Source organism: Natrinema sp. H-ect1, from assembly GCF_041821105.1.
In the GTDB taxonomy this organism is placed as follows: domain Archaea; phylum Halobacteriota; class Halobacteria; order Halobacteriales; family Natrialbaceae; genus Natrinema; species Natrinema thermotolerans.
The window spans coordinates 133,369-158,945 of sequence record NZ_JBGUBA010000003.1 but is presented as its reverse complement, the minus strand read 5'-3'; the positions used below and the strand labels follow the sequence as shown (position 1 = coordinate 158,945).

Genomic DNA, 25,577 nt, shown 5'->3' with positions numbered 1-25,577 from the left:
CGTCGCATCGTCCGACGACCAACGCGATCGACTCGCTGAGCAATGAAGCTACTCAAGTACACGGTATACAGGCTGGCACAGGCGGTCCCGGTCCTGATCGGGATCTCCGTCATCACGTTCCTGCTGGCGAACCTGGGACCGGGCGATCCGGTTAGCCTCATGCTTCAGGGCCAGGAACACAGCGAAGAACTGGTCAGGGCGATCGAACGGCGGTACGGGCTCGACAGGCCGTTACACGAACGCTACCTGACGTACATGGCGGGGCTGCTACAGGGAGACCTCGGACAGAGCATCTACTACGAGCGGCCGGTCACCGACCTGATACTGGACCGGCTCGGACCGACGCTGTTGCTGGTCGTCTCGGCGTACGTGTTCGCGCTGGCGACCGCGATCCCGCTCGGCGTCGTGGCCGCCGACCGACGCAACGAACCGACCGACCACGTCTCCCGCATCGCCGCGCTCGTCGGCGTCAGCACCCCCTCGTTCTGGATCGGGATCGTCCTGATCCTCGTCTTCGCCGTCAAGCTCGGCTGGCTCCCCTCGAGCGGGCTCTACTACCCGTGGCGACCGCCGAGCGCCTATCGGGGAATCGATGGCCACCTCGAGCTGTACTATCAGTCGGCCAGACACCTGCTGTTGCCGATGATCGCGCTGGGGACCTTGCAGATGGCGACGATCATGCGCGTCGAGCGGACCCAGATGATCGAGTCGCTGCAGGGCGAGTACGTCAAGCTGGCCCGTGCCTACGGCGTGCCCGAGCGGACGGTCCTGCGAAAGCACGCGTTCCAGGTCGCACAGCTACCGATCATCACGATCGTCGGACTCAACCTGTCGACGGCGATCGGCGGCGCGGTGTTGGTCGAGACGGTGTTCAACATCAACGGAATGGGACAGCTGTTCGTCGGCGCGATCCAGCGAAACGACTACCAGCTCGTGATGGGCGTGACGATGATGCTCGGCGTCCTGTTCGTCGTCGGCGTCATCATCACCGACATCTCGTACGCATACGTCGATCCGCGAGTCACCTACGGTGAGCGAGAATAAGCATGGCAGTCAGTGAATCACAGTTCGAAGACAATCGAGAGACGGAAAGCGAAGACGACGTCGAGGCCCGCGTCGGCTGGCGCTACACGGCCGCACGGATCAAAGCGGACACGACGGCCCGCTGGGGACTGTACGTCGTCACGGTCGTCCTGTTCGTCGCGATCTACGCCGCGATCGACAGCAACCTCTCCCTGCTCACGTTCGGCGTCCTGTCGGACTACACCTTCGCGCGGCTGTTGCCGATCTTCGATCACCCGACCTACATCCCGTCGCCGGGGGAGGGAACCCAACACATGCCGCCGTACTTCCCGCTGGCCGAGCAGCCGTGGAACCCGCTGCCGGCCGGCGGCACGCTCGAGCATCCGCTGGGGACCGACCACACCGGCCGGGACTACTTTACGCGGATCGTCTACGGGACGCAGGTGTCGGTGTTCGTCGGGATCGTCTCGACGTTCATCGGACTCACCGGCGGGACGGTCGTCGGTGCCGTCGCCGGCTACTACGGCGGCCGGGTCGACGACGTCCTCATGCGGATCGTCGAGACGGTGTACGCGATCCCCCCGCTGATCCTCATCATCGTCTTCACGGTCTTCGTCGGCGGCGCGAACATCTGGTACGCCGTCCTCGGCGTCGGGATCGCGTTCGTCCCCGTCTTCGCCCGCATCATCCGGAGTCGCGTGCTGAGCGTCCGCGAGATGGACTACATCGAAGCGGCGCGGGCGGCCGGCGTCAGGGATCGGGAGATCATCCTGCGTCACGTCGTTCCCAACAGCTTCGCGCCGGTGCTGGTCTACGCGACGCTCCAGATCGGCGTGACGATCCTCATCGTCGCCGGGCTCTCCTTCCTTGGCTACGGCGCACAGCCGCCGACGCCGGACTGGGGGCAGATGCTCAACATCGCCCACGGCTACATGCACTCGAACGTCTGGCTCTCGATCTGGCCGGGTATCGCGATCATGATCACCATTATGGGCTTTAACCTGTTCGGCGACGGCCTGCAGGACGCCCTCGACCCCCGAATCGACGACTGACAATGAGTTCCGAACCACTACTCCGCGTCGAGAACCTGAAGACCCAGTTCTTCACCGAAGCAGGCACAGTACGCGCCGTCGACGGCATCTCCTTCGAGGTCCGCGAGGGCGAAATCGTCGGCCTCGTCGGCGAGAGCGGCGCCGGGAAGTCGGTCGCCTCGATGAGCATCATGGGACTCGTCGAGGCCCCCGGCGAGATCGTCGGCGGCGAGATCACCTACAAGGGCGAGACGATCTTCGGCCTCGAGGAGGGCCCCGACGGCGAGTTGCGAAAGCGAGACGACGCCCTCTCCGACGAGGAGATTCGGACCCGCATCCGGGGCAACGAGATCGCGGTGATCTTCCAGGACCCGATGGAGTCGCTCAACCCCGTGTTCACTGTCGGCGGCCAGCTGCGGGAGTTCATCGAACTCAACCGCGGCCTCGAGGCCGACGAGGCTCGCGCAGAAGCGATCGACATGCTCCGCGAGGTCGGCATTCCGGACCCCGAGGAGCGCTACGAGGAGTACCCCCACCAGTTCTCCGGCGGGATGCGCCAGCGCGTGCTGATCGCGATGGCGCTGGCCTGCGAACCCAGTCTGATCATCGCCGACGAGCCGACGACGGCACTGGACGTCACCGTCGAGGGCCAGATCCTCGAGTTGGTCGACGAGCTACAGTCGAAATACGGCACGAGCTTCGTCTGGGTCACCCACGACCTGGGTGTGGTCGCCGAGATCTGTGACCGGGTCAACGTGATGTACCTCGGCGAGATCGTCGAGCAAGCGCCGGTCGACGAGCTGTTTTACGAGACGAAACACCCCTACACCGACGCCCTGCTGGACTCGATCCCCCGACCCGACCGCACCGTCACGGAACTCGAGGCGATCGAGGGGGTGATGCCCGAGGCGATCGAGCCGCCGTCGGGCTGTCGGTTCCACCCGCGCTGTCCCGACGCGCGCGAGGTGTGCAAGCGCGTCCATCCCGAGCCGACGGTGGTCGCGGACGCCGACGGCGAGCCCCACCGGGCGGCCTGCGTGAAACACGACGCCTTCGATGTCGACTACGAGGGCAGTCCGCCGCTTGCGGGCGCGACGAGGGAAACCGGAGACGGGGTGGCCGAGGACACTGCGTCGGAACTCGCGCCGAACCCGGCCGACGACGGGGGTGAGGGTCGTGAGTAGCGGGCTCCGGTTGGACGAGGACCGCGAGTACGACAGCGAGGGGCCGCTGCTCGAACTGGACGGCGTCTCGAAACACTTCGGGCAGGAGTCCGGACTGTTCGCGGGCCTGCAGTTCGACGCGAGCGAGTTCCCGCCGTTCAGCGTCGAGCAAGAGCGGGTGCGAGCGGTCGACGACGTCTCGCTCGAGGTTCGACCCGGCGAGACGCTGGGACTGGTCGGGGAGTCCGGCTGTGGCAAGAGTACGCTCGGGCGGACGATCCTGCGCCTGCTCGAGCCGACCGAGGGAGACATCTACTTCAAAGGGGAGAACCTGGCCGACCTCGGTGGTGAGGAACTCCGGCAGACGCGCTCGGACATGCAGATGATCTTCCAGGATCCCCAGTCATCGCTCGATCCGCGGATGAAGGTCGGGCAGATCATCGAGGAGCCGATGCGGGCCCACGACATGTTAGACGACGAGAAGCGGGAGGCCCGCGCGAAGGAACTGCTCGAGAAGGTGGGGCTCGACCCACGCCACTACAACCGCTATCCCCACGCCTTCTCCGGCGGGCAGCGCCAGCGGATCAACCTCGCACGGGCGCTGTCGGTCGATCCCGACTTCGTGGTCTGTGACGAACCCGTCTCCGCGCTGGACGTCTCGATTCAGGCGCAGGTGCTGAACACGATGGAGCAACTGCAGCGGGAGTTCGGTCTCACGTACCTCTTTATCGCCCACGACCTCTCAGTCATCCGCCATATCTCCGACCGCGTGGCGGTGATGTATCTGGGCCACATCATCGAGTTGGCGGGGAAAGAGGAACTGTTCGAGAACCCACAGCATCCCTACACCCGTGCCCTGCTCGAGTCGATTCCCGTCCCGGATCCTCGCGAGAACGGCTCCCGGGGCGTCCTCGAGGGCGAGGTCCCGAGCCCGGTCGATCCGCCCTCGGGGTGTCGGTTCCGGACGCGGTGTCCGCGCCTGATCGCCCCCGACGCGTACGACTGGACCGGCGAGGAGTGGCCACGGACGCGGGCGTTCATGCGAGCGGTCAAACGGCGGACGTTCGAACCGATGCCGGCGGCGCGGATCGAAGCCGAGTTCTTCGACGGAACGCTGCCCCGTGGCGAGGCGGGCTCGATCGTCGCGGAGGCGATCGAGCTGGTCGCCACCGACGGCGAGGCGGACGGCGACGAAGCCGACCGCTGGGCGGCGGCGACCGACCTGTTGCTCGAGTCCTTCGCCGAAGCGAGTGTCTGTGCCCGCGAGCGGCCGTCCTACGAACTCGAGTCCGGCGACGGAGAGCGGTTCGCCGCCTGTCACCTCCACCGATAACGGAGACGTGGCCCCGAGACGACCGCGACCGCCGGCGCGCCGATAGCACCGAAGCTGTGAGAATCATTCACTAATAGTGCCGGCGACGATCATCCAACACGGTCGATCATCGCAATAATACTTATGAGTGGGCCGCCACTATTTACTCATACATGAGTAAGATGCTCGCCATCCTGGCAACGCACACGAAAACCGGCGCGAAGGTACAGCGAACGATCGAACACTCGCCCTCGTTCACGGGCGTCCAGACGACCGACGACGGCCGGCCGGCGACGCAGGTCTCGCCCGGCGGGTTCCTCACCGGCTAAGCCGAAGGAGTTGACTGAGCATGCACCGCTCGAGTCGCCCCGACGACGGGGCCGAACCGATACCGGCGAGTCACGGACGACACGCGGTTTTTCCGATCGGGAGCGACGCGCCGTCGTTCCCGGTCGATATCCTCCTCTCGTAGCCACGCCTCGGCCAGTCAGTTGATCGTAATCGTCGTCGCGTCGGCCGGCCGAGTCGTCCCCGCAGCGGTCGCAACGAACGCCCGGATCTCGTACTCGCCGGCGTCGGGGACGACCGACTCGTGGCGGTCGCCGTCGGTCCGCTCGAGGCGGCCGTTCCAGGTCACCGACGCGCGCTTTCGTTCGCCGGCGCGGAAGTCGAACGTAGCGGGTCGGTCCGGCGTGTACCGGCGTTCGTCGGTGGCCTCGAGGTGGCCGTCGATCGTCCAGCCCCAGCGGCGCTGGCGGGGCGTCCGGAGTTCGACGGGGACCGGGAGCCGGTTTTCGAAGTCGACGGTGATCTCGACCGGGTCGTCACGCGCGTAGACCTCGCGGTCGGTCGCGACGGAGACGGCGATCGCTCGCCGCGCGAGCGCCGCCGGGACGAACCGCGAGAGGGCCGTGACGACGGACGGACGAGAGCGCGCGCGCTCGAGGCCGAACTCGTCGCCGTCGCTCGGGTCGGGTTCCGCGTCGCGTCGCGGCCGAGAGCGTCTCATGGCCGTAGCGACCATCCGAATCCACTAAACGGTATGGCCGCTCGAGACGTGCTGAAAACGGCGAGAACGTCGACATCGCAGCAACCGTCCGATCGGGGCCATCTCGCGTCGGAACGCGGACAACGGAAAACAGCGCAGTCGCGACCGGACGCGACAATCGATCCCATCCCACCCCCAGTTATCGCCAGGCCGGAAGCGCAAGCGCGTCATCGGCCCGCATGGACAGCCAGGCACCGTCGGCCGAGATGTCCGCGATGACGTACTCATCGCTCGTGGCCGTCGAATCGATCGAACCGACGATCGTCTCGTCGGACGCCATGGCGTGGGGGTTCGTCGCCATGTGAGTGAGTGACAACCACTCACATATAAACGCATCGAATCGGACTGTCCAGCCAAATGACCGGTCGCCGATCGAACGTCGGTCCGTGAAACACTGGGTTTATACTCATTTTCGCCGTACCGACGGGATATGAACGTAGCCGACGCGATGACGCCCCGTGAAGACGTGGTTACCGCCGACCTGCCCGGGACCCGCTCGGACGTCCTCGAGTACCTGCAAGAGCAATCGTTCTCGTCGGTCCCGGTCGTCAAACCGACCGACAACGGGCCGGAGTACCGCGGTCTGATCTCCCGAGAGCGACTCATCGAGGAGCCCGACGAGGACCAGCTCGTCATGTTGATGGAGGAGGTACCGACGACGACCGCCGAAACCGGGCTCGCGGACGTCGCGCGGACGATGGTCGAGGAAGGCGCGCGCCGCGTGCCGGTCGTCGACGGCGAGTTCGAGGGGATCGTTACCGTGACCGACGTGATCCACGCGATCGCGGCCGGCGATCAGGCGACCGAGGGCACCGTCGACGCCTACGCCAGCCAGGACGTGAACACGACCTACGAGGGAACGCCCTTGCCCGTCGCCGAGCGGGAACTCTCCTACGCCAACGTCCCCTACACCGTCGCGCTGGACGACGAGGGACGAATGAGCGGCGTGTTGACTGAGGTCGACATCCTCGAGGTCGCCCGGATCGTCGAGGGCGAGGAGGAGACGGGCGACAACTTCGGCGACCAGGACGACGACTGGTCCTGGGAGGGGATCAAGGCCGTCGGGAGCCGCTATCTCCCGACGCGGGACATCGAGATCCCCGCGGGCTCGATCCGGGAGTTCATGAGCGACGACGTGGTGACGGTCGCGGCGGACACGTCGGTCCAGGAGGCCGCACAGCGAATGATCAGCAACGATATCGAACAGATCCCGATAGTCACGGGCGAGGACCTCGTCGGTATCGCTCGCGACATCGATCTGTTGGAGGCGCTCTATGAGTGACGACGACACCGAGGAGACGGCGGTAACGAGCGAGAAACTGGTCGAACTCGCCAAGCGGCGGGGCTACTTCTTCCAGTCGTCGGGCGCCTACGGCGGCGTCGGCGGCTTCTACACCTTCGGGCCGCAGGGTGCGGCCCTGAAGGGCAACGTCGAGGACGCCTGGCGCGACCGCTTTGCCGTCGCGGAGGGCAACATGGAGATCGACGCGCCCACCATCATGCCCGAGCCCGTCTTCGAGGCCTCCGGCCATCTGGACGGCTTCGACGACATGCTCGTCGAGTGTCCGGAGTGTGGCGAGAGCCACCGCGCGGACCACGTCGTCGAGGACAACACGGAGTACGAGGACGCCGAGAGCCTCCCCATTCCGGACGTCGAGGAGGTCATCGCCGAGTACGAACTCGTCTGTCCGAGTTGCGGGGCGGGACTCGCGGGACAGGCCGTCGAGACCTTCAACCTCATGTTCGAGACGAACATCGGTCCCGGCGACTCCGACCCCGGCTACCTCCGTCCCGAGACCGCACAGGGCATCTTCGTCGAGTTCCCCCGCCTGAAGGAGTACGCGCGCAACCAACTGCCGTTCGGCGTCACCCAGATCGGCCGCGCCTACCGCAACGAGATCAGCCCCCGGCGCTCGATCATCCGGACCCGCGAGTTCACCCAGGCCGAACTCGAGTACTTCATCGACCCCGAGACCGACGAGCCCGACCTCGAGAGCGTCGCCGATGTCGAGGTCACGCTCTACCCGGCCAGCGAGCAGAACGAGGAGGGCGGCGAGGAGATCGAGACGACGATCGGCGCGGCGGTCGAGGAGGGGATCGTCTCGAGCCCGTGGGTCGCGTACTTCCTCGGGGTCGCCAAGCCGTGGTACGAGGCGGTCGGCGTCGACATGGACCGGTTCCGGTTCCGCCAGCATCTCTCGGGTGAGCGGGCCCACTACGCCAGCGACTGCTGGGACGCCGAGAGCGAGGTCGACGGCAACTGGATCGAGATGGCCGGCTTCGCCTACCGCGGCGACTACGACCTCTCGAAACACGACGAGTACTCCGACGACCGCTTTACCATCTTCAAACAGTACGACGAGCCCAAGACGGTCGAGCGCGCCACCGTCGACCCCGACATGAGTTATCTGGGTCCGGAGTTCGGCGGTGACGCCCAGGCCGTCGTCGGGACACTCGAGGACCTCGCCGCCCGCGACCGCTCGGCATTCGAGGGTGACAGCGTCGAGATCGACCTCGAGGGCGAGACCCACGAGATCCCCGTCGAAAAGACCGGCTTCGCGGTCGAGGAACAGACCGAGGCCGGCGAACACATCACGCCCCACGTCGTCGAACCCTCCTTCGGCGTGGACCGGCTGGTCTATACCGTTCTCCACCACGCCTACCGCGAGGACGAAGTCGACGGCGAGGAGCGGACCTACCTCGAACTCGAGCCAGAGGTCGCACCCACCTTCGTCGGTGTCTTCCCGCTGCAAAGCGACGACGCACTCGAGACAGAAGCGAACGAGATCGTCGACGATCTGCGCGCGGCCGGCCTCTCGGTCACGTACGACGACTCGGGGAACATCGGCCGTCGCTACCGCCGGCAGGACGAGGTCGGCACGCCGTTTTGTGTGACCGTCGACTTCGAGACCGTTGAGGACGAGGAGACGACCGTCACCGTCCGCGAACGCGACACGACCGAGCAGAAACGGCTGCCGGTCGACGACCTCGCCGAGACGCTGGCGGCGATCCGTGCCGGCGAGTTGGCGTTCGACGAGCTGTAAGCGACCGTTTCGCGGTTGGAGACGGGACTGGCCGGAGAGGACGCGCCCGTGGACGACGACTGCCCCGCGAATCGGCGGCCGACGCCGCCGAGCGCAGGTGAGTCGTCGCTCGTGTCCGGGAACGTCCGCCACAAATTTTATTCTTTACAAATTACGTGATTGATGTGTGTCCTTACAAGAGACGAATACGGAGCCACGGTCGTCTAGCCAGCCAATAACGGAAGGTATCCGTCCGATCGGCGGGATAATCTATGGCGTCCTATCATTCATCGCAGTATTCATAATTACGACTGGCTATTTCACCTACCGGATCTTCGATGCGGCCGAAACGGAGCCCGATCTCGAGGAGGTGTTTCCGGTGCCGGAGTTCGTCGGGTACCCGTTCTACAACGCACACCGGGTGAACACGCCGATCGAGTTCAACGCGGGCGGTGGCCTCGGCTCGCAGACGGTCGCCGACGGCTATTTCGACCTGTTCAACCAGCTCACTGCCGTCGGTGCGCCCGAGTTCAATCCGCTGGTGTTCAACGCGATTCCGGCCGCGATTCTGTTTCTCACGGGATACGTGATCGCTGGACGGGCGGGATCCTCGCTGTCGGCCGAGAGCAGTGCCGCCGCCGGGGCGAGCGTCGCCGTCGGCTATCTCCCGTTGTTCGTTCTCGGTACGTTCGTCCTCTCCGTCGAGGATCCGGAGATCGTCGCGGGGCCGGAACTCGGGCTCGGACTCCTCTTTTTCGGCGCGTTGTTCACCGTCGGGTTCGGCGGACTCGGCGGCTACGTCCGCGGGAACCGCTGACGGCGATCGACGGCACCCGCCGAGTCATCTCGTGGACCCGGCCCTCGATTCGAGACGGGGCCCGTCCCGCGAGCCTTTATATACTATATAGGTGTCCGGAGAACTAACCGACGGACTGAAGGTCACCTCTCCCGAGGCACGACGTGATGGCCGACGAACTGAAGCGCCGCCTGGTTCACGCCAGCGGTTCGGGACTGGTCGCCCTCTGGCTGCTGGCCGACGCCCTCGATGCCGGGCTGACCTGGACCGGCTTCCGGCTCCTCATGGTCATGCTGGCGACCGGCGCACTCGTCCTCGAGTTCCTCCGACTTCGGATCGGACTCGACTGGCGGCTCTACGACGTTCTCACCCGCGAGTACGAACAGGACAACCCCGCCGCCTACGCGCTCTATCTGATCAGTATGGCGGCGGTCGTGGTCGTCTTCGAGCCCGATATCGCGCTGCCGGCGATGTTGATGCTCGCACTGGGGGACCCGATCAGCGGCGCGGTCTCGGACAACACCCTCAAGCGAGTCAAGCCGCCGAAGGTACTCGGGACGATGTTTCTCGTCTCGACGCTCATCGCGATCCCGTTCCTGCCGATCACCGCGGCGCTGATCGCCGCGGTGGGCGCGACACTGGCCGACGGCGTCACCCTCGAGGTCCGGACCTACATCGTCGACGACAACCTGACGATCCCGATCTACGCGGCCTGTCTAGCGTGGGCGGCCCTCGAGTTCGCGCCGCTGTAGCGGCCTCAAGGGCAGCGCCACAGGACCGTGGTTCCGATACCGGCAAACGCACACCGTTCTGGGTCCCTCAAGGCGATCGACAGCGAAAGAGGGGCAACAGTGTCGCTGTCAAGCGCGCGGACGAAGCTGTCGAACGTGGGGTCGTTCCTGACGGACGGCCGCGGCGAGATTCTGGTTGCCGTCGCCGCCGGCTGGTTCCTCTCGATCGGCGTTCGACTCGCCTACCCCGTCTTGCTGCCCTACCTCCGGCGGGCCTACGGCCTCGATCTGACGACGGCCGGCTTCCTGCTGACCGCTCTCTGGCTCTGTTACGCACTGGGCCAACTTCCCGGCGGACTGCTCGCCGACCGGTTCGGCGAGGGGAACGTCCTCGTCGCGAGTACGCTCGTCTCGGCGGTGACCCTCGGCGTCGTCGCCGTCGCCGGCTCCGCGCCGGTCGTCTACCTCGCGACCGGAGCCTTCGGCTTCGGGACCGCACTGTACGGCGTCGCCCGCTTCACGACGCTGTCGGACGTCTACCCCGACAACGACGGCACGGCGATCGGCGTCACGATGGCGGCCGGCCAGGCCGGCAACACCCTCCTGCCGCTTGCCGCCGGCGGGATCGCCTCGGCCTTCGCCTGGCAGTACGGCTTCGGCCTCGTCGTCCCCGCCTTCGCGCTCGTCGCCGTCGGCCTCCGGCTGGTCGTGCCGGCCCACACCTCCGGCGCGGACAGCGCCGTCGACAGCGTCTCGCTCGAGACGGTCCGATACGTCCGCTCGGAACTGCGCCGGCCCGAGATCGTCACCGTGACCGCGATCCAGATCCTGACCTACTGCGTCTGGCAGGCCTTTACGGGGTTTTACCCCACTATCTGATCGAGATCAAGGGGTTCTCGGAGAGCGTCGCGACCGGGCTCTTCAGCGCCTTCTTCGCGGCCGGAATCGTGGTCCAGCCGCTGACCGGCCGGCTGTACGACCGGTTCGGCATCCGGAAATCGCTGCCACCGGTCCTGGGTGTCGTCGTGGTCTCGCTCGTCGCGCTCCCGTTCCTCGAGGGCTTTTGGCCGCTCGTCGTCGGGACGGTCTTCCTCTCGAGCATTCTGGGCTACGGGACGATCACCCTGCCGTACATGACCTCGGCGTTCCCGTCGGACATGCAGGGGACCGGGCTGGGGTTCCTGCGGACCGTCTACATGACGATCGGGGCAGTCAGTCCGGTCGCGTTCGGCGCGCTCGCGGATCGGGGCCACTTCGACGAGGCGTATCTCGCGCTGGCCGGGCTAGTCGCCGTCGCAGTCGGGCTGACGGGGTGGCTCCCGCCGCTTGCGGAGGAGTGACAGCTCGATCCATCGATCGAGCCGCGCCGACAGCGTGGCGAATATCGTCGGAGAATCGACGCTGATAACGTCGGCGATCCTCGCAACGTCGAAATCGGAGTCGACCGAGGAGCCGTTCGTCGATCCGGATTACCAATTCACCGCATCCCGTGATCGAAGCGTTGCGTTCAGGATCCCACACTGCTCGAGCGATGGCCTGGCCAATTATTTCGTTATATCACTATATCATTATAACATATATCGTAGCCACTATCAATGATATAGACATCAATATAATTCGTATTGTAGGAAAGACTTATATTATGATGGTATAATTATACAGTGAATGCAAGACAATAATAATCAAGATAAACTCCATCGTCGAAATATCCTTCGAACCACCGGTGCAACGATTGGCAGCGGCCTGATCCTCGGTGCGACTGGGACCGCCAGTGCAAAGGAGAGTGGCTCTGACCAAGGCCGCGGTGACGAGTTCAATTGCAGTGGAGAAAACATCAGCAGAAAGCGAGTCGAAACTGAAGATAATGCTATAGCGGTTATCGTCGAAGTGTCTGGCAAGAAATATCTATTCAGAGAAGCCGAGAAATACAGGCACTCGAGCGGCCCGTCAACGCAATCGACGTACAAAGCCACGAGGAGTGGCCATCCGCTGGAGTTCGGCGAGATTGATCCGGCGGCCACCACGAGCGACATCAGCACTGCCGGGGACGTAGAAGCACAAGGGGTTGACTTCACGCCGGAGAACTTCATTGAGGATTACGATGTCGATACCAAGCAAATCTCCGACTCCTGTGGAGATATAGCGTTCAATCACCACAGCGCGGTCGAATTCCACCTTCAGGGTGGGGGTGCGTTTAGCAGCATCGGAGTCTCAGGCCTTTCGGCCCTGGTCTGTTACGTGGCTGGTGCTGCCGGTTCCATCCCCACGGGTGGATGGAGCGGAGCGGCCGCCGCAGTCGGCTGTGGAGGGTTCGCTGCTGCGGTGGACCAGCTTATCGACATCGACATGATTCCAAACAAGGCTTCCATGACGGTGTCGTACTGGGATAAAGACGAAGAGTATCCCGGCGGTATAAACACCAGTCCGACGATAATGATGGGGGTCGCGGGTGGGTACTACAAGGATTGGGACGAGATGGGAGTCAGCAAGGAATTTGATTATAACGTTCATCTGCCAGTCTAAGGACCTTCCCACCAGAATATTTTTCAACCCACATAGAAGAAATGAACCATGGATAGCAAGGCTGTAACGCGTCGCGATAGACACCAATATTTTTTTATTTTCGCATTATTAACGGTAATGTCGGGTATCGTTTGTTTTGTGCAGGGATTCTCTATAAGTTGGGCAGTCATTCTCGTCAGCATTGGGGTTGGGGGAGTATTGAGTACTGCTCTTGGTGTCGTGAAGGGGCGTCCACTGTTCGAACTTCCGTTGGCATTAGTGTGGGTGGCTGCACTAACAATTGCCTTTATGCAAGAGTCACTACGACCCGGTGCCGTCGCCTTGCACGCATCTGGGGCTATAGTCACATTATACAAGCTTTATAAGTAATCGTAGAACCCGAACTGCAGCTCTTCTCGTACCGAAATAGATAGCAAGCCGATGGACACACGATCGTTCTCGAACGGTACGACGCGCTAACGGGTCAGTGAATCACCGAGAGCCTTCGTTTCGTTCAGGCGTGGATAAATGTGTGTCTAAGAATCGACCGGCGGCTCGATGGGGGTGCTTCCGGAGCAACAGTCGACGGCACAGTATCACCCTCGATCCAAGCATGCCTTTGGTTCCGGCCGCAGAGACGAGCGTATCGTAGACCATCGCTTCCACCTCACTGAAGGACAATCACAATGCAAATACACGGAGGTTCTACTTTCACCATGCTATCTCAATGCTTAACCGGGCCCGTATCGAATCGACGCCAATGGCTACGGCAGACGAGGAACCGGCTTCTATCGAGCACCCGCTCCTCGAGCCCGATTTTCTCGAGCGCAGACTCTACCAGTTGAAACTCGCCGGAACGGCCGCGAACCACCATACCCTCGTCTGTCTCCCCACGGGGCTGGGGAAGACGACGGTGAGCCTGCTGGTGACCGCCCGACGGCTCGAGGAGGTCGGCGGGAAGGCGCTGATGCTCGCCCCCACCAAGCCCCTCGTCCAGCAGCACGCGGATTTTTACCGGGAGGCGTTACAGATACCCGACGACGAGATCGTCGTCTTCACCGGCGACGTGAGTCCCGACGACCGCGCCGAAACGTGGGAGTCGGCGACGGTCGTGATGGCGACCCCGCAGGTGATCGAGAACGACCTCGTCGGGAGCCGGATCTCGCTCGCCGACGTGACCCACATTACCTTCGACGAGTGTCACCGCGCGACCGGCGACTACGCCTACAACTACATCGCCGAGCGCTACCACGCCGACGCCCGGCACCCGCTCGTGACGGGGATGTCGGCGTCGCCGGGCGGCGACGAGGAGGCCATCCTCGCGGTCTGTGAGAACCTCGGCATCGACGAGGTCGAGGTGATGACCGAGGAGGACGCCGACGTCGACGAGTTCACCCACGAGACCGACGTCGAGTGGGAGCGGATCGACCTCCCCGAGGACGTCCTCGAGATCCGGGACGCGCTGAACGAGGTCATCACAGAGCGCCTCGAGAAGCTCAAGGAACTCGGTGTGGCGTCCTCGACCCAGCCCGACCAGTCCCAGAAGGACCTCAATCGGATGCGGGCCGAACTGCAGGAACTGATCAATAACGACCAGTCGGAGGGGTTCGAGGGGATGTCGATCCACGCGGAGGTGATGAAACTCCGGCAGGCCGTCACCTTAGTCGAGACCCAAAGCGTCGAGGCGGTCCGGCGGTACTTCGACCGCCAGCGCAATCAGGCCCGCTCGTCGGGAGCCTCGAAGGCCAGCCAGCGGATGGTCTCGGACCCGCGGGTCCGCGAGGCCATGCGCAAGGCCGAGAGCTTCGACGAGATCCACCCGAAATACCGCAAGACCCGGATGTTGCTCGCCGAGACGTTGGGGCTCGAGGGCGGCGAGCGCGTCATCGTCTTCACCGAATCGCGGGACACGGCCGAGGCGTTGACCGACTTCCTCTCGGACAGTTTCGACGCCAAGCGGTTCGTCGGGCAGGGCGACCGCGAGGGCTCCGACGGGATGACCCAAAAAGAGCAACAGGAGGTGTTAGACGAGTTCCGCGCCGGGGAGTTCGAGGTGCTGGTCTCGACGTCGGTCGCCGAGGAGGGGTTGGACGTCCCCGAGGTCGATCTCGTCCTCTTCTACGAGCCCGTGCCGACGGCGATCCGGTCGATCCAGCGGAAGGGCCGAACCGGCCGCCAGTCGGAGGGGCGGGTCGTCGTCCTCATGGCCGAGGACACCCGCGACGAGGCCTACTTCTGGATCTCCCGGCGGCGCGAGAAGGAGATGGAGTCGGAACTGCGCGAGCTGAAGGGGATGGCCGACGAGTTGGCCGAGGAACTCGACGACTCCCAGCAGTCACTCGCCGACTTCGGCGACGGGAAGCGTACGGCGGAAGTGAACAACGACGATGGAGATCCCGACGCCGTCGGCGATTCTTCCAACGGAAGCGAGGGGGTCACGGACCGGCCCGGACTGCAGGACTTCGCCGCCGACGCCGCCGGCTCGAGCGATGATGACCCGGCCGACGACGAGGTCGAAACGCACGAACCCCACGCCGAGGGCGAGGCCGTCGAGATCGTCGCCGACCAGCGCGAGATGGACGCCAACATCGCGCGGGACCTCTCGCGGCGCGAGGCGATCGAGGTCCAACTCGAGACGCTCGACGTTGGCGACTACGTCCTGTCGGATCGCGTCGTCGTCGAGCGCAAGTCGGTCGCGGACTTCGTCGACTCGCTGGTCGGGGGCGACCGCTCGGTCTTCGAGCAGGTCGGGGCGATGGCGCGCCATTACTCCCGGCCGATCGTGATCGTCGAGGGCGAAGGGCTGTACGAACAGCGCAACGTCGCCCCCAACGCCATCCGGGGGGCGCTCTCGAGTCTGGCGGTCGACTTCGGCGCGAGCGTCCTGCGGACCGGCGGCGAGGACGAGACGACGGAACTGCTCGCCGTGATCGCCGGCCGCGAACAGGACGTGTCGGACCGGGAGGTATCGGTCCACGGCGAGAAACAGTCCAAAACGCTGTCCGAACAGCAGGAGTACGTCGTCGCCTCGATCGCCGAGATCGGCCCCGTGACGGCGCGCTCGCTGCTCGAGGAGTTCGGGACCGTCGAGGGCGTGATGATCGCGACCGAAGACGAGTTACAGGACGCCGACGGCGTCGGGCAGGTGACCGCCGAGCGAATTCGAGAGGTCGTCGGGAGCGACTACACGGGGTAGGTCAGTCGCTGGGGTCGGACGCGATCCCGTCCTCGCGCTCGTCGGACGCGGGAACCGGACCGGCGTCGCCCTCCGCTCGGGCGACGATTCGTTCGGCGGCGACGACGGCCCCGACGCCGAGGACGACGCCGGCGACGACGTCGATCAGCCAGTGGATGCCCAGATACATCGTCGAGAAGACGACGCACGCGCCGACGAACGACGCGATCGGGAACCACCGCGGATATTCCCGTCGGGAGCGCCACGCGAGCAACACGACGACGACGGTCAGCGACGTATGCAGCGACGGGAAGACGTTCGTATTCGCCGACACGGCCGCGGTCACCTCCTGTGTCTGGGGGTAAAAGGAGTACATCAGTCCGTCGACGGACGACAGGTGATTGCGCGGCCCGTAGACGATAAACAGCGTGTAGAAAAGCGCCCCGATCACGTAGTTCAGCAGATACGAGACGAGGAGTTCCTTGAAATACCGCTGGGACGACAGCAGGAAGTACAGGATCGGCGCGGTCACCAGCAGGTACGGGAACCCGAACATGTACATCGCCGAGAAGAACTCGAGCGTGTGCTGGGGCGTGATCGCCTGGAGCCACGCGACGAACTCCCCTTCGACGGCGTAGATCTCGGCGGTAAGGTCCCAGTCAAGCGCCTTCGAGATGCGGAGCGTGTGGCCGTGTGTCGCACGTTTTGCCACGAAGAACAGCGCCGTGACACCGAGATAGGGGACGATCTCGACGAATCGGCGATCGTAGTCGGCCATCGTCCGGCCGAGCATGGTTCGATCGAGACACGCCACGCAGGTCGCGACGAGTCCGATGCAGACGACGAGTACCGTAAGCAGTACGACGAATCCGAGTGCCATGGGTGGGGATTAGTAGGTGATCGTGGACCGATTGACGGGGCCGGGCGAGACGTCGGTCGCCCGGGGAGGGCGGTACTGACCGGACGGGACACACGCGCCGGTCGATCTATCCATCTGTTGGAAACTCACGATAGCATACACCTATATCAAATATATATCTATTGGTACGTCAATCACCTCGAGCCGGGGCGACAGCGGGAACCGTGGTGCCATGGCAGGAAAGACGACACCGGCGCGTCGAACCGGTTACCGAAGCGTCGACAGCGCTTCACCAGCCTCGCGAGCCGCCGCGAGACAGTCCCGCGCGTACCGCGGGTCGTCGGTTGCGGCCGCCTCCTCGGCGAACCGTTCGAGCGACCGGACCAGCGCGTCGCGGGCCGCCTCGAGGTCGCCGTCGACCGACGACGGGGTCGCCGCGGGAGTGCGTCGCGACGGGGCGGGGTCGCTCGAGCGGTCGTCGGTCGGCGAACGCGAGGCGTCGCGGCCGGCGGCGTCGGCCGTCGATGGCTGGCGCTCGGGTTCGGTCGGAGTCGACCGCGTGCGGTCGGTGGCGCTCGGGGGAGTCGCGTCGTCGGTGGTCGGGGTTCGGTCATCATGTCGCTGGTCGGTCGGGGCCACACCGTCGCCCGTCGTGGATTCGGTCCCAGCAGCGCCCGGTGCGGCGGTGTCGGTCGACGCCGATTCGGCCCGTTCGTCGTCGCTTCCCTCGGGGGCAGCTCCCTCGGCCGGCTGGGCCTCGAGATCGGTCCCCTCGACGGCATCCGGGTTGCCGTGACAGCTGGGACAGAACGTGGTCCCGTTCTGCTGGAACAGCGGATCGCCACAGGTGCCACAGTGGGCGTTGGTCATCGTCGCACCCTTGAGCAGCAGGTCGCTCATCCGCTGGGTCGCCTCGCGCTCTTTCTGGTCCTGTTCGTACTTCTCGCGGAGTTTCTCGCGCTCGGCTTCCTTATCGAAGTCGCTCATGTCCGTCTAGAAGTGACGGGGCGTCGAAAAAGCTGCGACAGCGACGGCTCGAGCCGGCTAGCAGGACTCGAGGGCCGCTTCGACGGCGTCGACGGCCGCCGCGGGGGTGTCGACGGTCTCGAGGTCGAGGCCGGCCGCGTCGACGTCGTGGGTCTCGAGGCCGACGACGGGCCGATCGTAGATTCCGGCGAAGCCGAACTCCGAGAGGGTGCCGACGCCGCCGGCCAGCGCGATCACCGCATCGCCGTTCAGCGGGACGAGCGCGTTCCGGGCGTGGCCCAGCCCGGTCGCGATCGGGAGATCGACGTCGTCGTTGGCGGCGTCACGACGCTCGCCGGGGAGGATGCCGATCGTGGTCCCACCCTCGGCTTTCGCGCCGCGACAGACCGCAGCCATCGTTCCGCCGCGACCGCCACAGACGACCGTGTGGCCGCGCGCGGCGAGTTCACGTCCCACCCGTTCGGCGCGGGCCGCCTGTTCGTCCGTGATCGTCCCGCCGCCGATGACGCTGACGCGCATACGTGAGTGGGCGCGAGCGGCCACCATGATCGGTTCGGTCTCGAGCCGACTGCCGATCAACGGGCCGAGAATTCGGTACGACGATCGACGAAATACGTATCGGACAATCCGTTAGAAGTGGGAGGTTTCGACGGATTTAACGTGTGTGATGGGGAAGCATTACGCGGTATGACGAAAGTTAGCGTGGTCGGCGCGGCCGGAACCGTCGGGGCCGCTGCGGGCTACAACATCGCGCTTCGGGAGGTCGCGGACGAGATCGTCTTCGTGGACATTCCGGACAAGGAAGACGACACGATCGGGCAGGCCGCCGACACGAACCACGGTGTCGCCTACGACTCGAACACGACGATCCGGCAGGGGGACTACGCGGACACCGCCGGCTCGGACGTCGTCGTCATCACGGCCGGTATTCCGCGCCAGCCGGGCCAGACCCGGATCGATCTGGCCGGCGACAACGCGCCGATCATGGAGGATATCGGCTCCTCGATCGCCGAACACAACGACGACTTCGTCACCGTCACCACGTCGAACCCGGTCGACCTGCTGAACCGACACCTCTACGAGACGGGCGACCGCGCCCGCGAGAAAGTGATCGGCTTCGGCGGCCGGCTCGACTCCGCCCGCTTTCGCTACGTGATCTCGGAGCGCTTCGACGTCCCCGTCCAGAACGTCGACGCGACCATCCTCGGCGAACACGGCGACGCCCAGGTCCCCGTCTTCTCCAAAGTGCGGGTCGACGGGCGAGACGTCGCGTTCGACGAGGACGAGAAGGAGGAACTCTTAGAGGAACTCCAAACCTCGGCGATGAACGTCATCGAGAAGAAAGGCGCGACCGAGTGGGGGCCGGCCACCGGCGTCGGCCACATGGTCGAGGCCATCCTCCGGGACACGGGCGAAGTGCTGCCCGCGAGCGTCAGGCTCGAGGGCGAGTACGGCCACGAGGACGCCGCTTTCGGCGTCCCCGTCAAGCTGGGCTCGGACGGCGTCGAGGAGATCGTCGAGTGGGACCTGACCGAGTACGAGCGCAACCAGCTCGGCGAGGCCGCCGAGAAGCTCTCGGAACAGTACGACAAGATCAGCTAACGCGGTCCTCGCTTGCGGTCCGTTTTCGCACAGTTTCGTCCTCGCCGTCAGCAGTGTGTCTCGACGGACCGAACGTGCTGACCGTCGACGGACGGACCCCGTCCCTGCTCGCTACGGGATCACCTGCTCGCCGTCGTCGTCGTAAATCGTGATCGCGTCGACCGGACAGGAGCGGGCGGCGAACTTCGCGTCCAGTTCCGCGTCGTCGGGTACCTCGCGGACGAAGACACCCTCCTCGACTTCCTCGCTGTCCGCGAGGATCGCCTTCCCCTTCGATTTGTCCTCCTCGAAGGCGTCCCATTCGGCGACACACTGGAACATCCCGATACAGACGTCCTCGTCGAATTCGACCTTCATGCGATGGCGTTGGATCGATCGGCGTAAATCGGTAGCGGTCCCTGCTCATGGGTCGTGATACCAGAGACCACATGTCAGTGTGTCTTTATTACTCGGCGGGTCGTCACTCCGAGCATGACTGCGGACCGATCCGGGCCGTCCGAATCGACGGCCGCGGCCGACCCGCTCGGACTGGCGATGCTCGCACACCACCGCGACGAGCCGGGACGACTCGTCTACCGCGACGGGACGGACGTACGGGATGGCAACGTCGCCGAGTTCTACTTCTCGAGCCCGGAGTCGTGGGCACCGGCGACGGTCGCGGTTCTCGAGCGAGTTGCCGAACACGAACCGATCCTCGACGTGGGCTGTGGCGCGGGCGAACACCTCCTGTGGTGGGACGAGCGTGGCGTCGAGGCCGTCGGCGTCGACGTGAGTCCGACCGCCGTGCGAACGGCCCGCGAGCGGTGCGAGGTCCGCAGTCCCACGAGGCGAAGCGGCGAAGCCGCGGAGCGCGGCATCGGGGGCGTTCTGGCTGGCGACATGTTCGACCTGCCCGTCGCGACCGGCGCAGTAGGCGCGGTCCACGCCGTCGGGACGCAGGTCGGCCTCGGGCGGTCGCTGGCCGGAATCCGCGACCTGCTCCGCGAGTTCGCCCGCGTGACCGACGACGCGGGCGTGGCCGTCGTGGACAACTACGACCCGGCGCGACTGGACGACGACTTCCTCGGCTACCGGACAGATCCCCGCGAGGGCATCGCCCATCGCTGTTTCCACCTCGAGTTCGTTCGCGAGGCAAACGGCGAGCAGCGACGCGAGGTCGGACCCACCCTGCAGTTCCTGCTGTGTTCGCCCGGACGGCTTCGCGAGGCGACGGTCGGAACGCCGTGGACGACGGCCCGCGTCTCTCGGACTGACGAGGGCGGTCATTACAGCCTCGAGTTACGAAAGGAGACCCGCGACGGCCAGACGAAATAGCGACGGCCCGGGGTCCGCGACACGACTGCCGAGCCAACGCTTTTGCACCGGGTCGTACAACGACAGGATACGAGACGAAATGGTCGCGTTCTCCTTCGCGGTTCTCGTCGTCGCGTCCGTCAGCACCTGCCTGTTTATGGCGTGGGTCCTGGGGGCCAACAGCAACTCGCCGCCCTTTGCCCCGGCGATCGGCGCGAACGCCATCTCGACAATGCAGGCGGCGTTCGTCATCGGCCTGCTTGCGGCCGCAGGGGCGCTCATGCAAGGCGGCAGTATCTCCGAGACCGTCGGCGCGGACCTGATCGACGGCGTGACGATCACGCCGCTTGCGGCCACCGCGGGGCTGCTGACCGCGGCGGGCTTTATGGCGATCGGCATCTACACGCGGTACCCGATCCCCGCGGCGTTCGCGACCACGGGCGCGATGATCGGCGTCGGCCTCTCGCTCGGTGGCGATCCCGCGATAGCGACCTACCGCCGCCTCGGGATCTTCTGGGCACTGGTGCCGGTCATGTCCGGCGGACTGGCGTACGCGACAGCGACGATCCTGCGACGCGACGACGTTCCCGAAACGGTCGGGGTCCCCCTGCTGGCCGGCATCGTCGGCGCGATCGTCGCCAACGTCCGGCTCGGGGTGATCCCCGATCCGACCGCCGCGCAGGGAACGCTGGCCGGCTTCGTTTCCCGGCAGTTCGGCGGCGGTCCCACGCTTGCCGCCGGGATCGACCTCGGCACCGGCCTCGTGACGGTCGGAGCCGGTCTCCTCGCGTTCTTCCTGGTCCGCGAGCGCGTCCGTGTCTCCGTCGAGGACGGCATCCGCTCGTTCCTGCTCGTGCTGGGCGGCATCGTCGCCTTTTCCTCGGGCGGCTCGCAGGTCGGGCTCGCGACCGGGCCGCTCGAGAACCTCTTCCGCGTCGAACTCGGGCTGCCGGGGATTCTCCTGCTGGCGATCGGTGCGACGGGCATCCTCGCCGGCGCGTGGATGGGCGCACCGCGACTGTTGCAGGCGACTTCTCGGGAGTACGCCCAGCTGGGCGTGCGACGGTCGATCGCTGCGCTGGTACCCGGCTTTATCATCGCCCAGCTCGCCATCGCGCTTGGCATCCCGATCTCGTTGAACAACATCGTCCTCTCGGGGGTCATCGGCGGCGGGCTGGCCGGCGGCTCGGCCGGCGTCTCCCGACGGAAGATCGCCGTCACGATCACCTTCTGGCTGATCACGCTCTCGAGTTCCGTCGTCGTCAGCTACGGGCTGTACCGGCTGTTCGCGGCGATGATCGGCGGATGATGAGTATCCGCGGCGGCTCGAGAGCGACCCCGGGCCGTCACTCCAGCACCGTCACCGGCTCCGCGGTGCGTTCGACGACCGTGGCGGCGATCCCGCGACCCAGAAACCGCCTGAAAAAGCCCGTCGAGCCGGTCTCCGAGCCGTACAGCACGACGTGGTCGATCCCCTCGTCGGACGCATAGCGCGGGACGACGGTCCCGGGTCGGCCCTCGGCCGTCTCGATCCGAACCCGCTCCGGCCGGGTGTCGGCGACCGACTCGAGCAACTCGGTCGCGCTCTCCCGGGCGGCCGCCGTTCGCTCGTCGTCGCGCTCGAGGACGCCGCCCTCGCTGAGGGGGGCATCGAGCGGGGTGACAACGGCGAGTAGGGTGATCTCGGCGTCGGAAAACGTCTCGAGGGCGTAGGCAAGCGCCTCGTCCTCGCGGGGGCGACCGAGCGTAGGGACGAGGACGTGATCGGGGTCGGACATGCGTTGCGCTTCGGGAGCCAGTCGCATCGGTCTATCGCCGTCGACCGATCGCTCTCTAGGGAGGTATTAGAACGGTGGGTTCCGATGGTATCGAGAAAACGAAGTGCCCTGCTATCGTGGCAACAGTGAGTGGCCACGCCCTCCCCAACCGATTCGTTCAGTCGTTTCACTCCCTCACTCATCCCTCGCACGACATCATCGACTGCCCTCGCTGACGCTCAGGCAGTCGACAGCGCGCGCCACCGCAGACCGTTCGGCCGATGGCGGGCGAGACGTGACGGGGCAGTCGAGCGTCCAGCGTAGCGCGAGACGACAGTTTAAACCACGGGACGCGCCAAGGACGCGTAATGAATATCGAGGAGCTGTCGGGGCTCCCGGCCGGTGCCGTCGACCACTTCCGGCGCGAGGGCATCGAGGAACTCTACCCGCCCCAGGCCGAGGCCGTCGAGGCCGGGGCGACCGACGGGGAGAACCTCGTGGCCGCCGTCCCGACCGCCAGCGGGAAGACGATGATCGCCGCGCTCTCGATGCTGTCGGCGATCGAACGCGGCGGGAAAGCGCTCTATATCGTCCCCCTGCGGGCGCTCGCCAGCGAGAAGAAAGAGGAATTCGAGGCCTACGAGGAGTTCGGCGTCACGGTCGGGGTTACGACGGGCAACTACGAGAGTACCAGCGACTGGCTCGCGACGAAGGATATCGTCGTCGCCACCAGCGAAAAGGTCGACTCGCTCGTGCGCAACGGCGCGGACTGGCTCTCGGAGCTGACCTGTGTCGTCAGCGACGAGGTCCACCTGATCGACGACCGCAATCGGGGACCGACCCTCGAGGTGACCCTCGCGAAACTCCGGAAGCTCAACCCGGGGATGCAACAGGTCGCGCTGTCGGCGACGGTCGGCAACGCCGACGAGATCGCCGACTGGCTCGACGCGGCCCTGATCGACACCGACTGGCGGCCGATCGACCTGCGGATGGGCGTCCACTACGGCAACGCCCTGAACTTCGACGACGGCTCGACCCGGGAGGTGCCGGTCCAGGGCAGCGAAAAGCAGGAGGCCGCGCTCGTCCGCGACATCGTCCGGGAGGGCGGCTCGTCGCTGGTGTTCGTCAACTCCCGCCGGAACGCCGAGGCCGCTGCGGGCCGGCTGGGCGGGGTCGTGAAACCGGAGCTGACCGGCGACGAACGGGCCGAACTCGCCGAGTTGGCCGACGAGATCCGCGACGACAGCGACACCGAGACGAGCAAGGACTTGGCCGACTGCGTCGAACGGGGCGCGGCCTTCCACCACGCCGGCCTCTCGAGTACCCAGCGCTCGATCGTCGAGGACGCCTTCCGCGACCGCCTCCTGAAGGTGATCTCGGCGACGCCGACGCTCGCCGCGGGGGTCAACACGCCCGCCCGCCGCGTGATCGTCCGCGACTGGCGGCGGTTCGACCCCAGTGCGGGCGGGATGTCCCCGCTCGACGTCCTCGAAGTCCACCAGATGATGGGGCGAGCGGGGCGTCCCGGGCTCGACCCCTACGGCGAGGCCGTGTTACTCGCCAAGAGCCACGACGAGAGCGAGGAGCTGTTCGACCGCTATATCTGGGCCGATCCCGAGCCCGTCCGGTCGAAACTGGCGGCCGAGCCCGCGCTGCGGACCCACGTCCTCGCGACCATCGCCTCGGGCTTCGCCCGCACCCGCGAGGGCCTGCTCGAGTTCCTCGAGGCCACCCTCTATGCCAGCCAGTCGAGCGAAGCCGGCCGGCTCGAGACGGTCACCGACACCGTCTTGGAGTACCTCGAGTCGAACGACTTCATCGAGCGCGAGGCCCGTAGCGCCTCGGAATCCTCGAGCGGTTCACCGCGAGAGTGCGACGACGACGGCGCGTTCACCACCGCGGCCGCCCTCGAGGGCGGCGGCCGCGACGAGGACCTCGAGGCGACCAGCCTCGGCCACACCGTCTCGCGGCTCTATCTGGATCCGATGAGCGCCGCCAAGATCGTCCACGGGCTCGAGGACGCCGACGAGCGTCCGACCGCGCTGGGGCTCTACCAACTCGTCTCGCGGACGCCGGACATGTACGAACTCTACCTCCGGTCGGGCGAGGACGAGCAGTACGGCGAACTGTTCTACGAGCGCGAGGCCGAACTGCTGGGTGCCGCCCCCAGCGAGTTCGAGGAGGAACGCTTCGAGGACTGGCTGGCCGCGCTCAAGACGGGCAAGCTGCTCGAGGACTGGGCCGACGAGACCGACGAAGAGCGGATCACGGACCGGTACCAGATCGGCCCCGGCGACCTCCGCGGGAAGGTCGACACCGCCGAGTGGCTGCTGGGCGCGGCCGAATCGCTGGCCGCCGAGATCGACAGCGAGTGGACCGTCGCGGTCCGGGAGGCCCGCGCCCGGGTCGAACACGGGGTCGGTGAGGACCTGCTCGAACTCGTCTCGGTCGGCGGCGTGGGCCGCAAGCGCGCCCGGCGGCTCCACGACGCGGGGATCGAGGAACCCGCGGACCTCCGGACTGCCGACAAGAGCGTCGTCCTCGGGGCCTTGAAGGGGAAAAAGACGGCGGAGAACATCCTCGAGAACGCCGGCCGCGAGGACCCCTCGATGGACGGCGTCGAGCCGAGCGCGAGCGACGCCGCTGACGGGACGGCCGGAAGCGATGGAACGGACGACGGCACCGTGGAAGCGACGGAGGCGGAGCCAGACGACAGTCAAGCGAGCCTGGGTGATTTCTGATGGAGCTACTCGAGTGTACCCTTGTGATCGACGATCTGGACGAATTCGTTGCCGCGCTCGGCGAACTCGGCGACCGTCACGGTGTGACAGTCCAGGCCTTCGATTCGCGGTACGTGGCCGATCGACGACACCTCGAGCGCGCCGTCGAACTGGCCGATCGAGCCATCGACCGCGACGAGAACGTCGCTCGGGACCGCGCCGTCGAGATCCTGCTGTACGCCGCGGGCCGCCGGCAGATCGATCGGGCCCTCGAGATGGGCGTCGACGAGGGCGAGACCCCGGCCGTCGTACTCGTCGACGGCGACGGGGACGAACGCGCCGCGCTCGAGGCGGTCGAGGACCTGGCCGCGTTCCGCGGGCGGACCGAGACGCTCGAGTCGCGGGACGACGAAACGCTGTGTGACTTCTTCGGGGTTCCCGACGCCGAGCGGGCGGCGACCGATGCGGGGCTGGCGGCGCTGGTCCGCGAGCGGGTCGCGCTGCTCGAGGTCGAGAAGTAGGCCGGCGTCGACAGTCCCGAATCGACACTACGCT

Annotated in this window: 23 protein-coding genes and 1 pseudogene; 17 read left to right on the top strand and 7 right to left on the bottom strand. The window is 65.9% G+C overall.

The features are described 5' to 3' along the window. Positions 1-42 precede the first annotated feature (42 nt). From ACERIM_RS09130 to ACERIM_RS09110, 5 genes are all read left to right on the top strand, one after another. Positions 43-1,044 (top strand): ABC transporter permease, encoded by a 1,002-nt coding sequence (locus tag ACERIM_RS09130; RefSeq protein ID WP_006648401.1) that lies wholly within the window; start codon positions 43-45, stop codon positions 1,042-1,044. 2 nt (positions 1,045-1,046) lie between these two features. Beyond that, positions 1,047-2,075 (top strand): ABC transporter permease, encoded by a 1,029-nt coding sequence (locus ACERIM_RS09125; protein WP_373632206.1) that lies wholly within the window; start codon positions 1,047-1,049, stop codon positions 2,073-2,075. Between the two features lie 2 nt (positions 2,076-2,077). Then, complete coding sequence (locus ACERIM_RS09120; protein WP_373632204.1) at positions 2,078-3,238, top strand: ABC transporter ATP-binding protein; 1,161 nt, start codon at positions 2,078-2,080, stop codon at positions 3,236-3,238. After that, positions 3,231-4,550, top strand: a complete 1,320-nt coding sequence (locus ACERIM_RS09115; protein ID WP_373632203.1) for an ABC transporter ATP-binding protein — start codon at positions 3,231-3,233, stop codon at positions 4,548-4,550. Before ACERIM_RS09120 ends, ACERIM_RS09115 begins: the two co-directional genes overlap by 8 nt. Positions 4,551-4,702: 152 nt before the next feature. Further along, positions 4,703-4,858: a hypothetical protein gene (locus tag ACERIM_RS09110; protein WP_162834892.1), complete on the top strand. Its 156-nt coding sequence runs from the start codon at positions 4,703-4,705 to the stop codon at positions 4,856-4,858. A gap of 158 nt (positions 4,859-5,016) precedes the next feature. On the opposite strand, the gene ACERIM_RS09105 is transcribed toward ACERIM_RS09110, so the two are convergent. Continuing rightward, positions 5,017-5,538, bottom strand: coding sequence for a hypothetical protein (locus tag ACERIM_RS09105; RefSeq protein ID WP_373632202.1), 522 nt, complete (start codon positions 5,536-5,538; stop codon positions 5,017-5,019). 178 nt (positions 5,539-5,716) lie between these two features. Beyond that, on the bottom strand, positions 5,717-5,878 hold the full coding sequence (locus ACERIM_RS09100; RefSeq protein WP_162834891.1) for a hypothetical protein: 162 nt from the start codon (positions 5,876-5,878) through the stop codon (positions 5,717-5,719). A gap of 129 nt (positions 5,879-6,007) precedes the next feature. Here ACERIM_RS09100 and ACERIM_RS09095 point away from each other — a divergent pair, with 129 nt between their 5' ends. The 7 genes and pseudogenes from ACERIM_RS09095 (at position 6,008) to ACERIM_RS09065 (ending at position 15,825) form a co-directional block, all read left to right on the top strand. Next, complete coding sequence (locus ACERIM_RS09095; protein ID WP_006648408.1) at positions 6,008-6,859, top strand: CBS domain-containing protein; 852 nt, start codon at positions 6,008-6,010, stop codon at positions 6,857-6,859. Beyond that, positions 6,852-8,621, top strand: a complete 1,770-nt coding sequence (gene glyS, locus ACERIM_RS09090) for a glycine--tRNA ligase (protein WP_373632200.1) — start codon at positions 6,852-6,854, stop codon at positions 8,619-8,621. The genes ACERIM_RS09095 and glyS overlap by 8 nt, the downstream gene beginning before the upstream one ends. A gap of 166 nt (positions 8,622-8,787) precedes the next feature. Next, positions 8,788-9,417 (top strand): hypothetical protein, encoded by a 630-nt coding sequence (locus ACERIM_RS09085; protein WP_373632198.1) that lies wholly within the window; start codon positions 8,788-8,790, stop codon positions 9,415-9,417. 146 nt (positions 9,418-9,563) lie between these two features. Next, positions 9,564-10,148 (top strand): dolichol kinase, encoded by a 585-nt coding sequence (locus tag ACERIM_RS09080; RefSeq protein WP_373632196.1) that lies wholly within the window; start codon positions 9,564-9,566, stop codon positions 10,146-10,148. A 99-nt stretch (positions 10,149-10,247) separates the two neighbouring features. Continuing rightward, a pseudogene (locus tag ACERIM_RS09075) lies at positions 10,248-11,467 on the top strand (MFS transporter). Between the two features lie 325 nt (positions 11,468-11,792). Further along, positions 11,793-12,650 (top strand): hypothetical protein, encoded by an 858-nt coding sequence (locus ACERIM_RS09070; protein WP_373632194.1) that lies wholly within the window; start codon positions 11,793-11,795, stop codon positions 12,648-12,650. Between the two features lie 739 nt (positions 12,651-13,389). After that, positions 13,390-15,825 (top strand): DEAD/DEAH box helicase, encoded by a 2,436-nt coding sequence (locus tag ACERIM_RS09065; protein ID WP_373632193.1) that lies wholly within the window; start codon positions 13,390-13,392, stop codon positions 15,823-15,825. Between the two features lies 1 nt (position 15,826). On the opposite strand, the gene ACERIM_RS09060 is transcribed toward ACERIM_RS09065, so the two are convergent. The 3 genes from ACERIM_RS09060 to ACERIM_RS09050 all read right to left on the bottom strand — a co-directional run bounded on the left by ACERIM_RS09060 (position 15,827) and on the right by ACERIM_RS09050 (position 18,169). Beyond that, on the bottom strand, positions 15,827-16,684 hold the full coding sequence (locus tag ACERIM_RS09060) for a phosphatase PAP2 family protein (RefSeq protein WP_373632191.1): 858 nt from the start codon (positions 16,682-16,684) through the stop codon (positions 15,827-15,829). Positions 16,685-16,930: 246 nt separating this feature from the next. Then, entirely contained in the window at positions 16,931-17,650 is a 720-nt protein-coding gene (locus tag ACERIM_RS09055; RefSeq protein ID WP_373632188.1) for an Sjogren's syndrome/scleroderma autoantigen 1 family protein, read from the bottom strand. Positions 17,651-17,707: 57 nt separating this feature from the next. Beyond that, entirely contained in the window at positions 17,708-18,169 is a 462-nt protein-coding gene (locus tag ACERIM_RS09050; protein ID WP_373632187.1) for a TIGR00725 family protein, read from the bottom strand. A gap of 168 nt (positions 18,170-18,337) precedes the next feature. Between ACERIM_RS09050 and mdh the strand changes: the two genes are divergently transcribed. Further along, positions 18,338-19,252 (top strand): malate dehydrogenase, encoded by a 915-nt coding sequence (gene mdh, locus ACERIM_RS09045; RefSeq protein WP_049905473.1) that lies wholly within the window; start codon positions 18,338-18,340, stop codon positions 19,250-19,252. A 111-nt stretch (positions 19,253-19,363) separates the two neighbouring features. Here mdh and ACERIM_RS09040 read toward each other — a convergent pair whose 3' ends face one another. Next, entirely contained in the window at positions 19,364-19,609 is a 246-nt protein-coding gene (locus ACERIM_RS09040; protein ID WP_006648419.1) for a ferredoxin, read from the bottom strand. Between the two features lie 114 nt (positions 19,610-19,723). Between ACERIM_RS09040 and ACERIM_RS09035 the strand changes: the two genes are divergently transcribed. Both ACERIM_RS09035 and ACERIM_RS09030 read left to right on the top strand, forming a co-directional pair. After that, a complete protein-coding gene (locus ACERIM_RS09035) occupies positions 19,724-20,566 on the top strand; it encodes a cyclopropane-fatty-acyl-phospholipid synthase family protein (RefSeq protein WP_373632185.1) in 843 nt (280 codons plus the stop codon). Between the two features lie 79 nt (positions 20,567-20,645). After that, positions 20,646-21,854: an anion permease gene (locus tag ACERIM_RS09030; protein WP_373632183.1), complete on the top strand. Its 1,209-nt coding sequence runs from the start codon at positions 20,646-20,648 to the stop codon at positions 21,852-21,854. A gap of 37 nt (positions 21,855-21,891) precedes the next feature. Here ACERIM_RS09030 and ACERIM_RS09025 read toward each other — a convergent pair whose 3' ends face one another. Next, positions 21,892-22,350, bottom strand: a complete 459-nt coding sequence (locus ACERIM_RS09025) for a universal stress protein (RefSeq protein WP_373632182.1) — start codon at positions 22,348-22,350, stop codon at positions 21,892-21,894. 320 nt (positions 22,351-22,670) lie between these two features. Between ACERIM_RS09025 and ACERIM_RS09020 the strand changes: the two genes are divergently transcribed. Continuing rightward, the gene (locus ACERIM_RS09020) at positions 22,671-25,043 is read left to right on the top strand and encodes an ATP-dependent DNA helicase (protein ID WP_373632181.1); all 2,373 of its coding nucleotides are present in this window, start codon (positions 22,671-22,673) and stop codon (positions 25,041-25,043) included. Further along, on the top strand, positions 25,043-25,543 hold the full coding sequence (cgi121, locus tag ACERIM_RS09015) for a KEOPS complex subunit Cgi121 (protein WP_373632179.1): 501 nt from the start codon (positions 25,043-25,045) through the stop codon (positions 25,541-25,543). The genes ACERIM_RS09020 and cgi121 overlap by 1 nt, the downstream gene beginning before the upstream one ends. The last annotated feature ends 34 nt before the right edge of the window (positions 25,544-25,577 follow it).

Bases quoted from the DNA above. Each gene is read 5' to 3' on its own strand.
- ACERIM_RS09120 (WP_373632204.1), top strand. From the start codon at position 2,078: ATGAGTTCCGAACCACTACTCCGCGTCGAGAACCTGAAGACCCAGTTC.
- ACERIM_RS09020 (WP_373632181.1), top strand. From the start codon at position 22,671: ATGAATATCGAGGAGCTGTCGGGGCTCCCGGCCGGTGCCGTCGACCAC.
- ACERIM_RS09065 (WP_373632193.1), top strand. From the start codon at position 13,390: ATGGCTACGGCAGACGAGGAACCGGCTTCTATCGAGCACCCGCTCCTC.
- ACERIM_RS09025 (WP_373632182.1), bottom strand. From the start codon at position 22,350: ATGCGACTGGCTCCCGAAGCGCAACGCATGTCCGACCCCGATCACGTC.
- ACERIM_RS09040 (WP_006648419.1), bottom strand. From the start codon at position 19,609: ATGAAGGTCGAATTCGACGAGGACGTCTGTATCGGGATGTTCCAGTGT.
- ACERIM_RS09050 (WP_373632187.1), bottom strand. From the start codon at position 18,169: ATGCGCGTCAGCGTCATCGGCGGCGGGACGATCACGGACGAACAGGCG.
- ACERIM_RS09110 (WP_162834892.1), top strand. From the start codon at position 4,703: ATGAGTAAGATGCTCGCCATCCTGGCAACGCACACGAAAACCGGCGCG.
- ACERIM_RS09125 (WP_373632206.1), top strand. From the start codon at position 1,047: ATGGCAGTCAGTGAATCACAGTTCGAAGACAATCGAGAGACGGAAAGC.
- mdh (WP_049905473.1), top strand. From the start codon at position 18,338: ATGACGAAAGTTAGCGTGGTCGGCGCGGCCGGAACCGTCGGGGCCGCT.
- ACERIM_RS09060 (WP_373632191.1), bottom strand. From the start codon at position 16,684: ATGGCACTCGGATTCGTCGTACTGCTTACGGTACTCGTCGTCTGCATC.
- ACERIM_RS09105 (WP_373632202.1), bottom strand. From the start codon at position 5,538: ATGAGACGCTCTCGGCCGCGACGCGACGCGGAACCCGACCCGAGCGAC.
- ACERIM_RS09070 (WP_373632194.1), top strand. From the start codon at position 11,793: ATGCAAGACAATAATAATCAAGATAAACTCCATCGTCGAAATATCCTT.
- cgi121 (WP_373632179.1), top strand. From the start codon at position 25,043: ATGGAGCTACTCGAGTGTACCCTTGTGATCGACGATCTGGACGAATTC.
- ACERIM_RS09130 (WP_006648401.1), top strand. From the start codon at position 43: ATGAAGCTACTCAAGTACACGGTATACAGGCTGGCACAGGCGGTCCCG.
- ACERIM_RS09035 (WP_373632185.1), top strand. From the start codon at position 19,724: ATGACTGCGGACCGATCCGGGCCGTCCGAATCGACGGCCGCGGCCGAC.
- ACERIM_RS09095 (WP_006648408.1), top strand. From the start codon at position 6,008: ATGAACGTAGCCGACGCGATGACGCCCCGTGAAGACGTGGTTACCGCC.
- ACERIM_RS09055 (WP_373632188.1), bottom strand. From the start codon at position 17,650: ATGAGCGACTTCGATAAGGAAGCCGAGCGCGAGAAACTCCGCGAGAAG.
- ACERIM_RS09100 (WP_162834891.1), bottom strand. From the start codon at position 5,878: ATGGCGACGAACCCCCACGCCATGGCGTCCGACGAGACGATCGTCGGT.
- ACERIM_RS09030 (WP_373632183.1), top strand. From the start codon at position 20,646: ATGGTCGCGTTCTCCTTCGCGGTTCTCGTCGTCGCGTCCGTCAGCACC.
- glyS (WP_373632200.1), top strand. From the start codon at position 6,852: ATGAGTGACGACGACACCGAGGAGACGGCGGTAACGAGCGAGAAACTG.
- ACERIM_RS09080 (WP_373632196.1), top strand. From the start codon at position 9,564: ATGGCCGACGAACTGAAGCGCCGCCTGGTTCACGCCAGCGGTTCGGGA.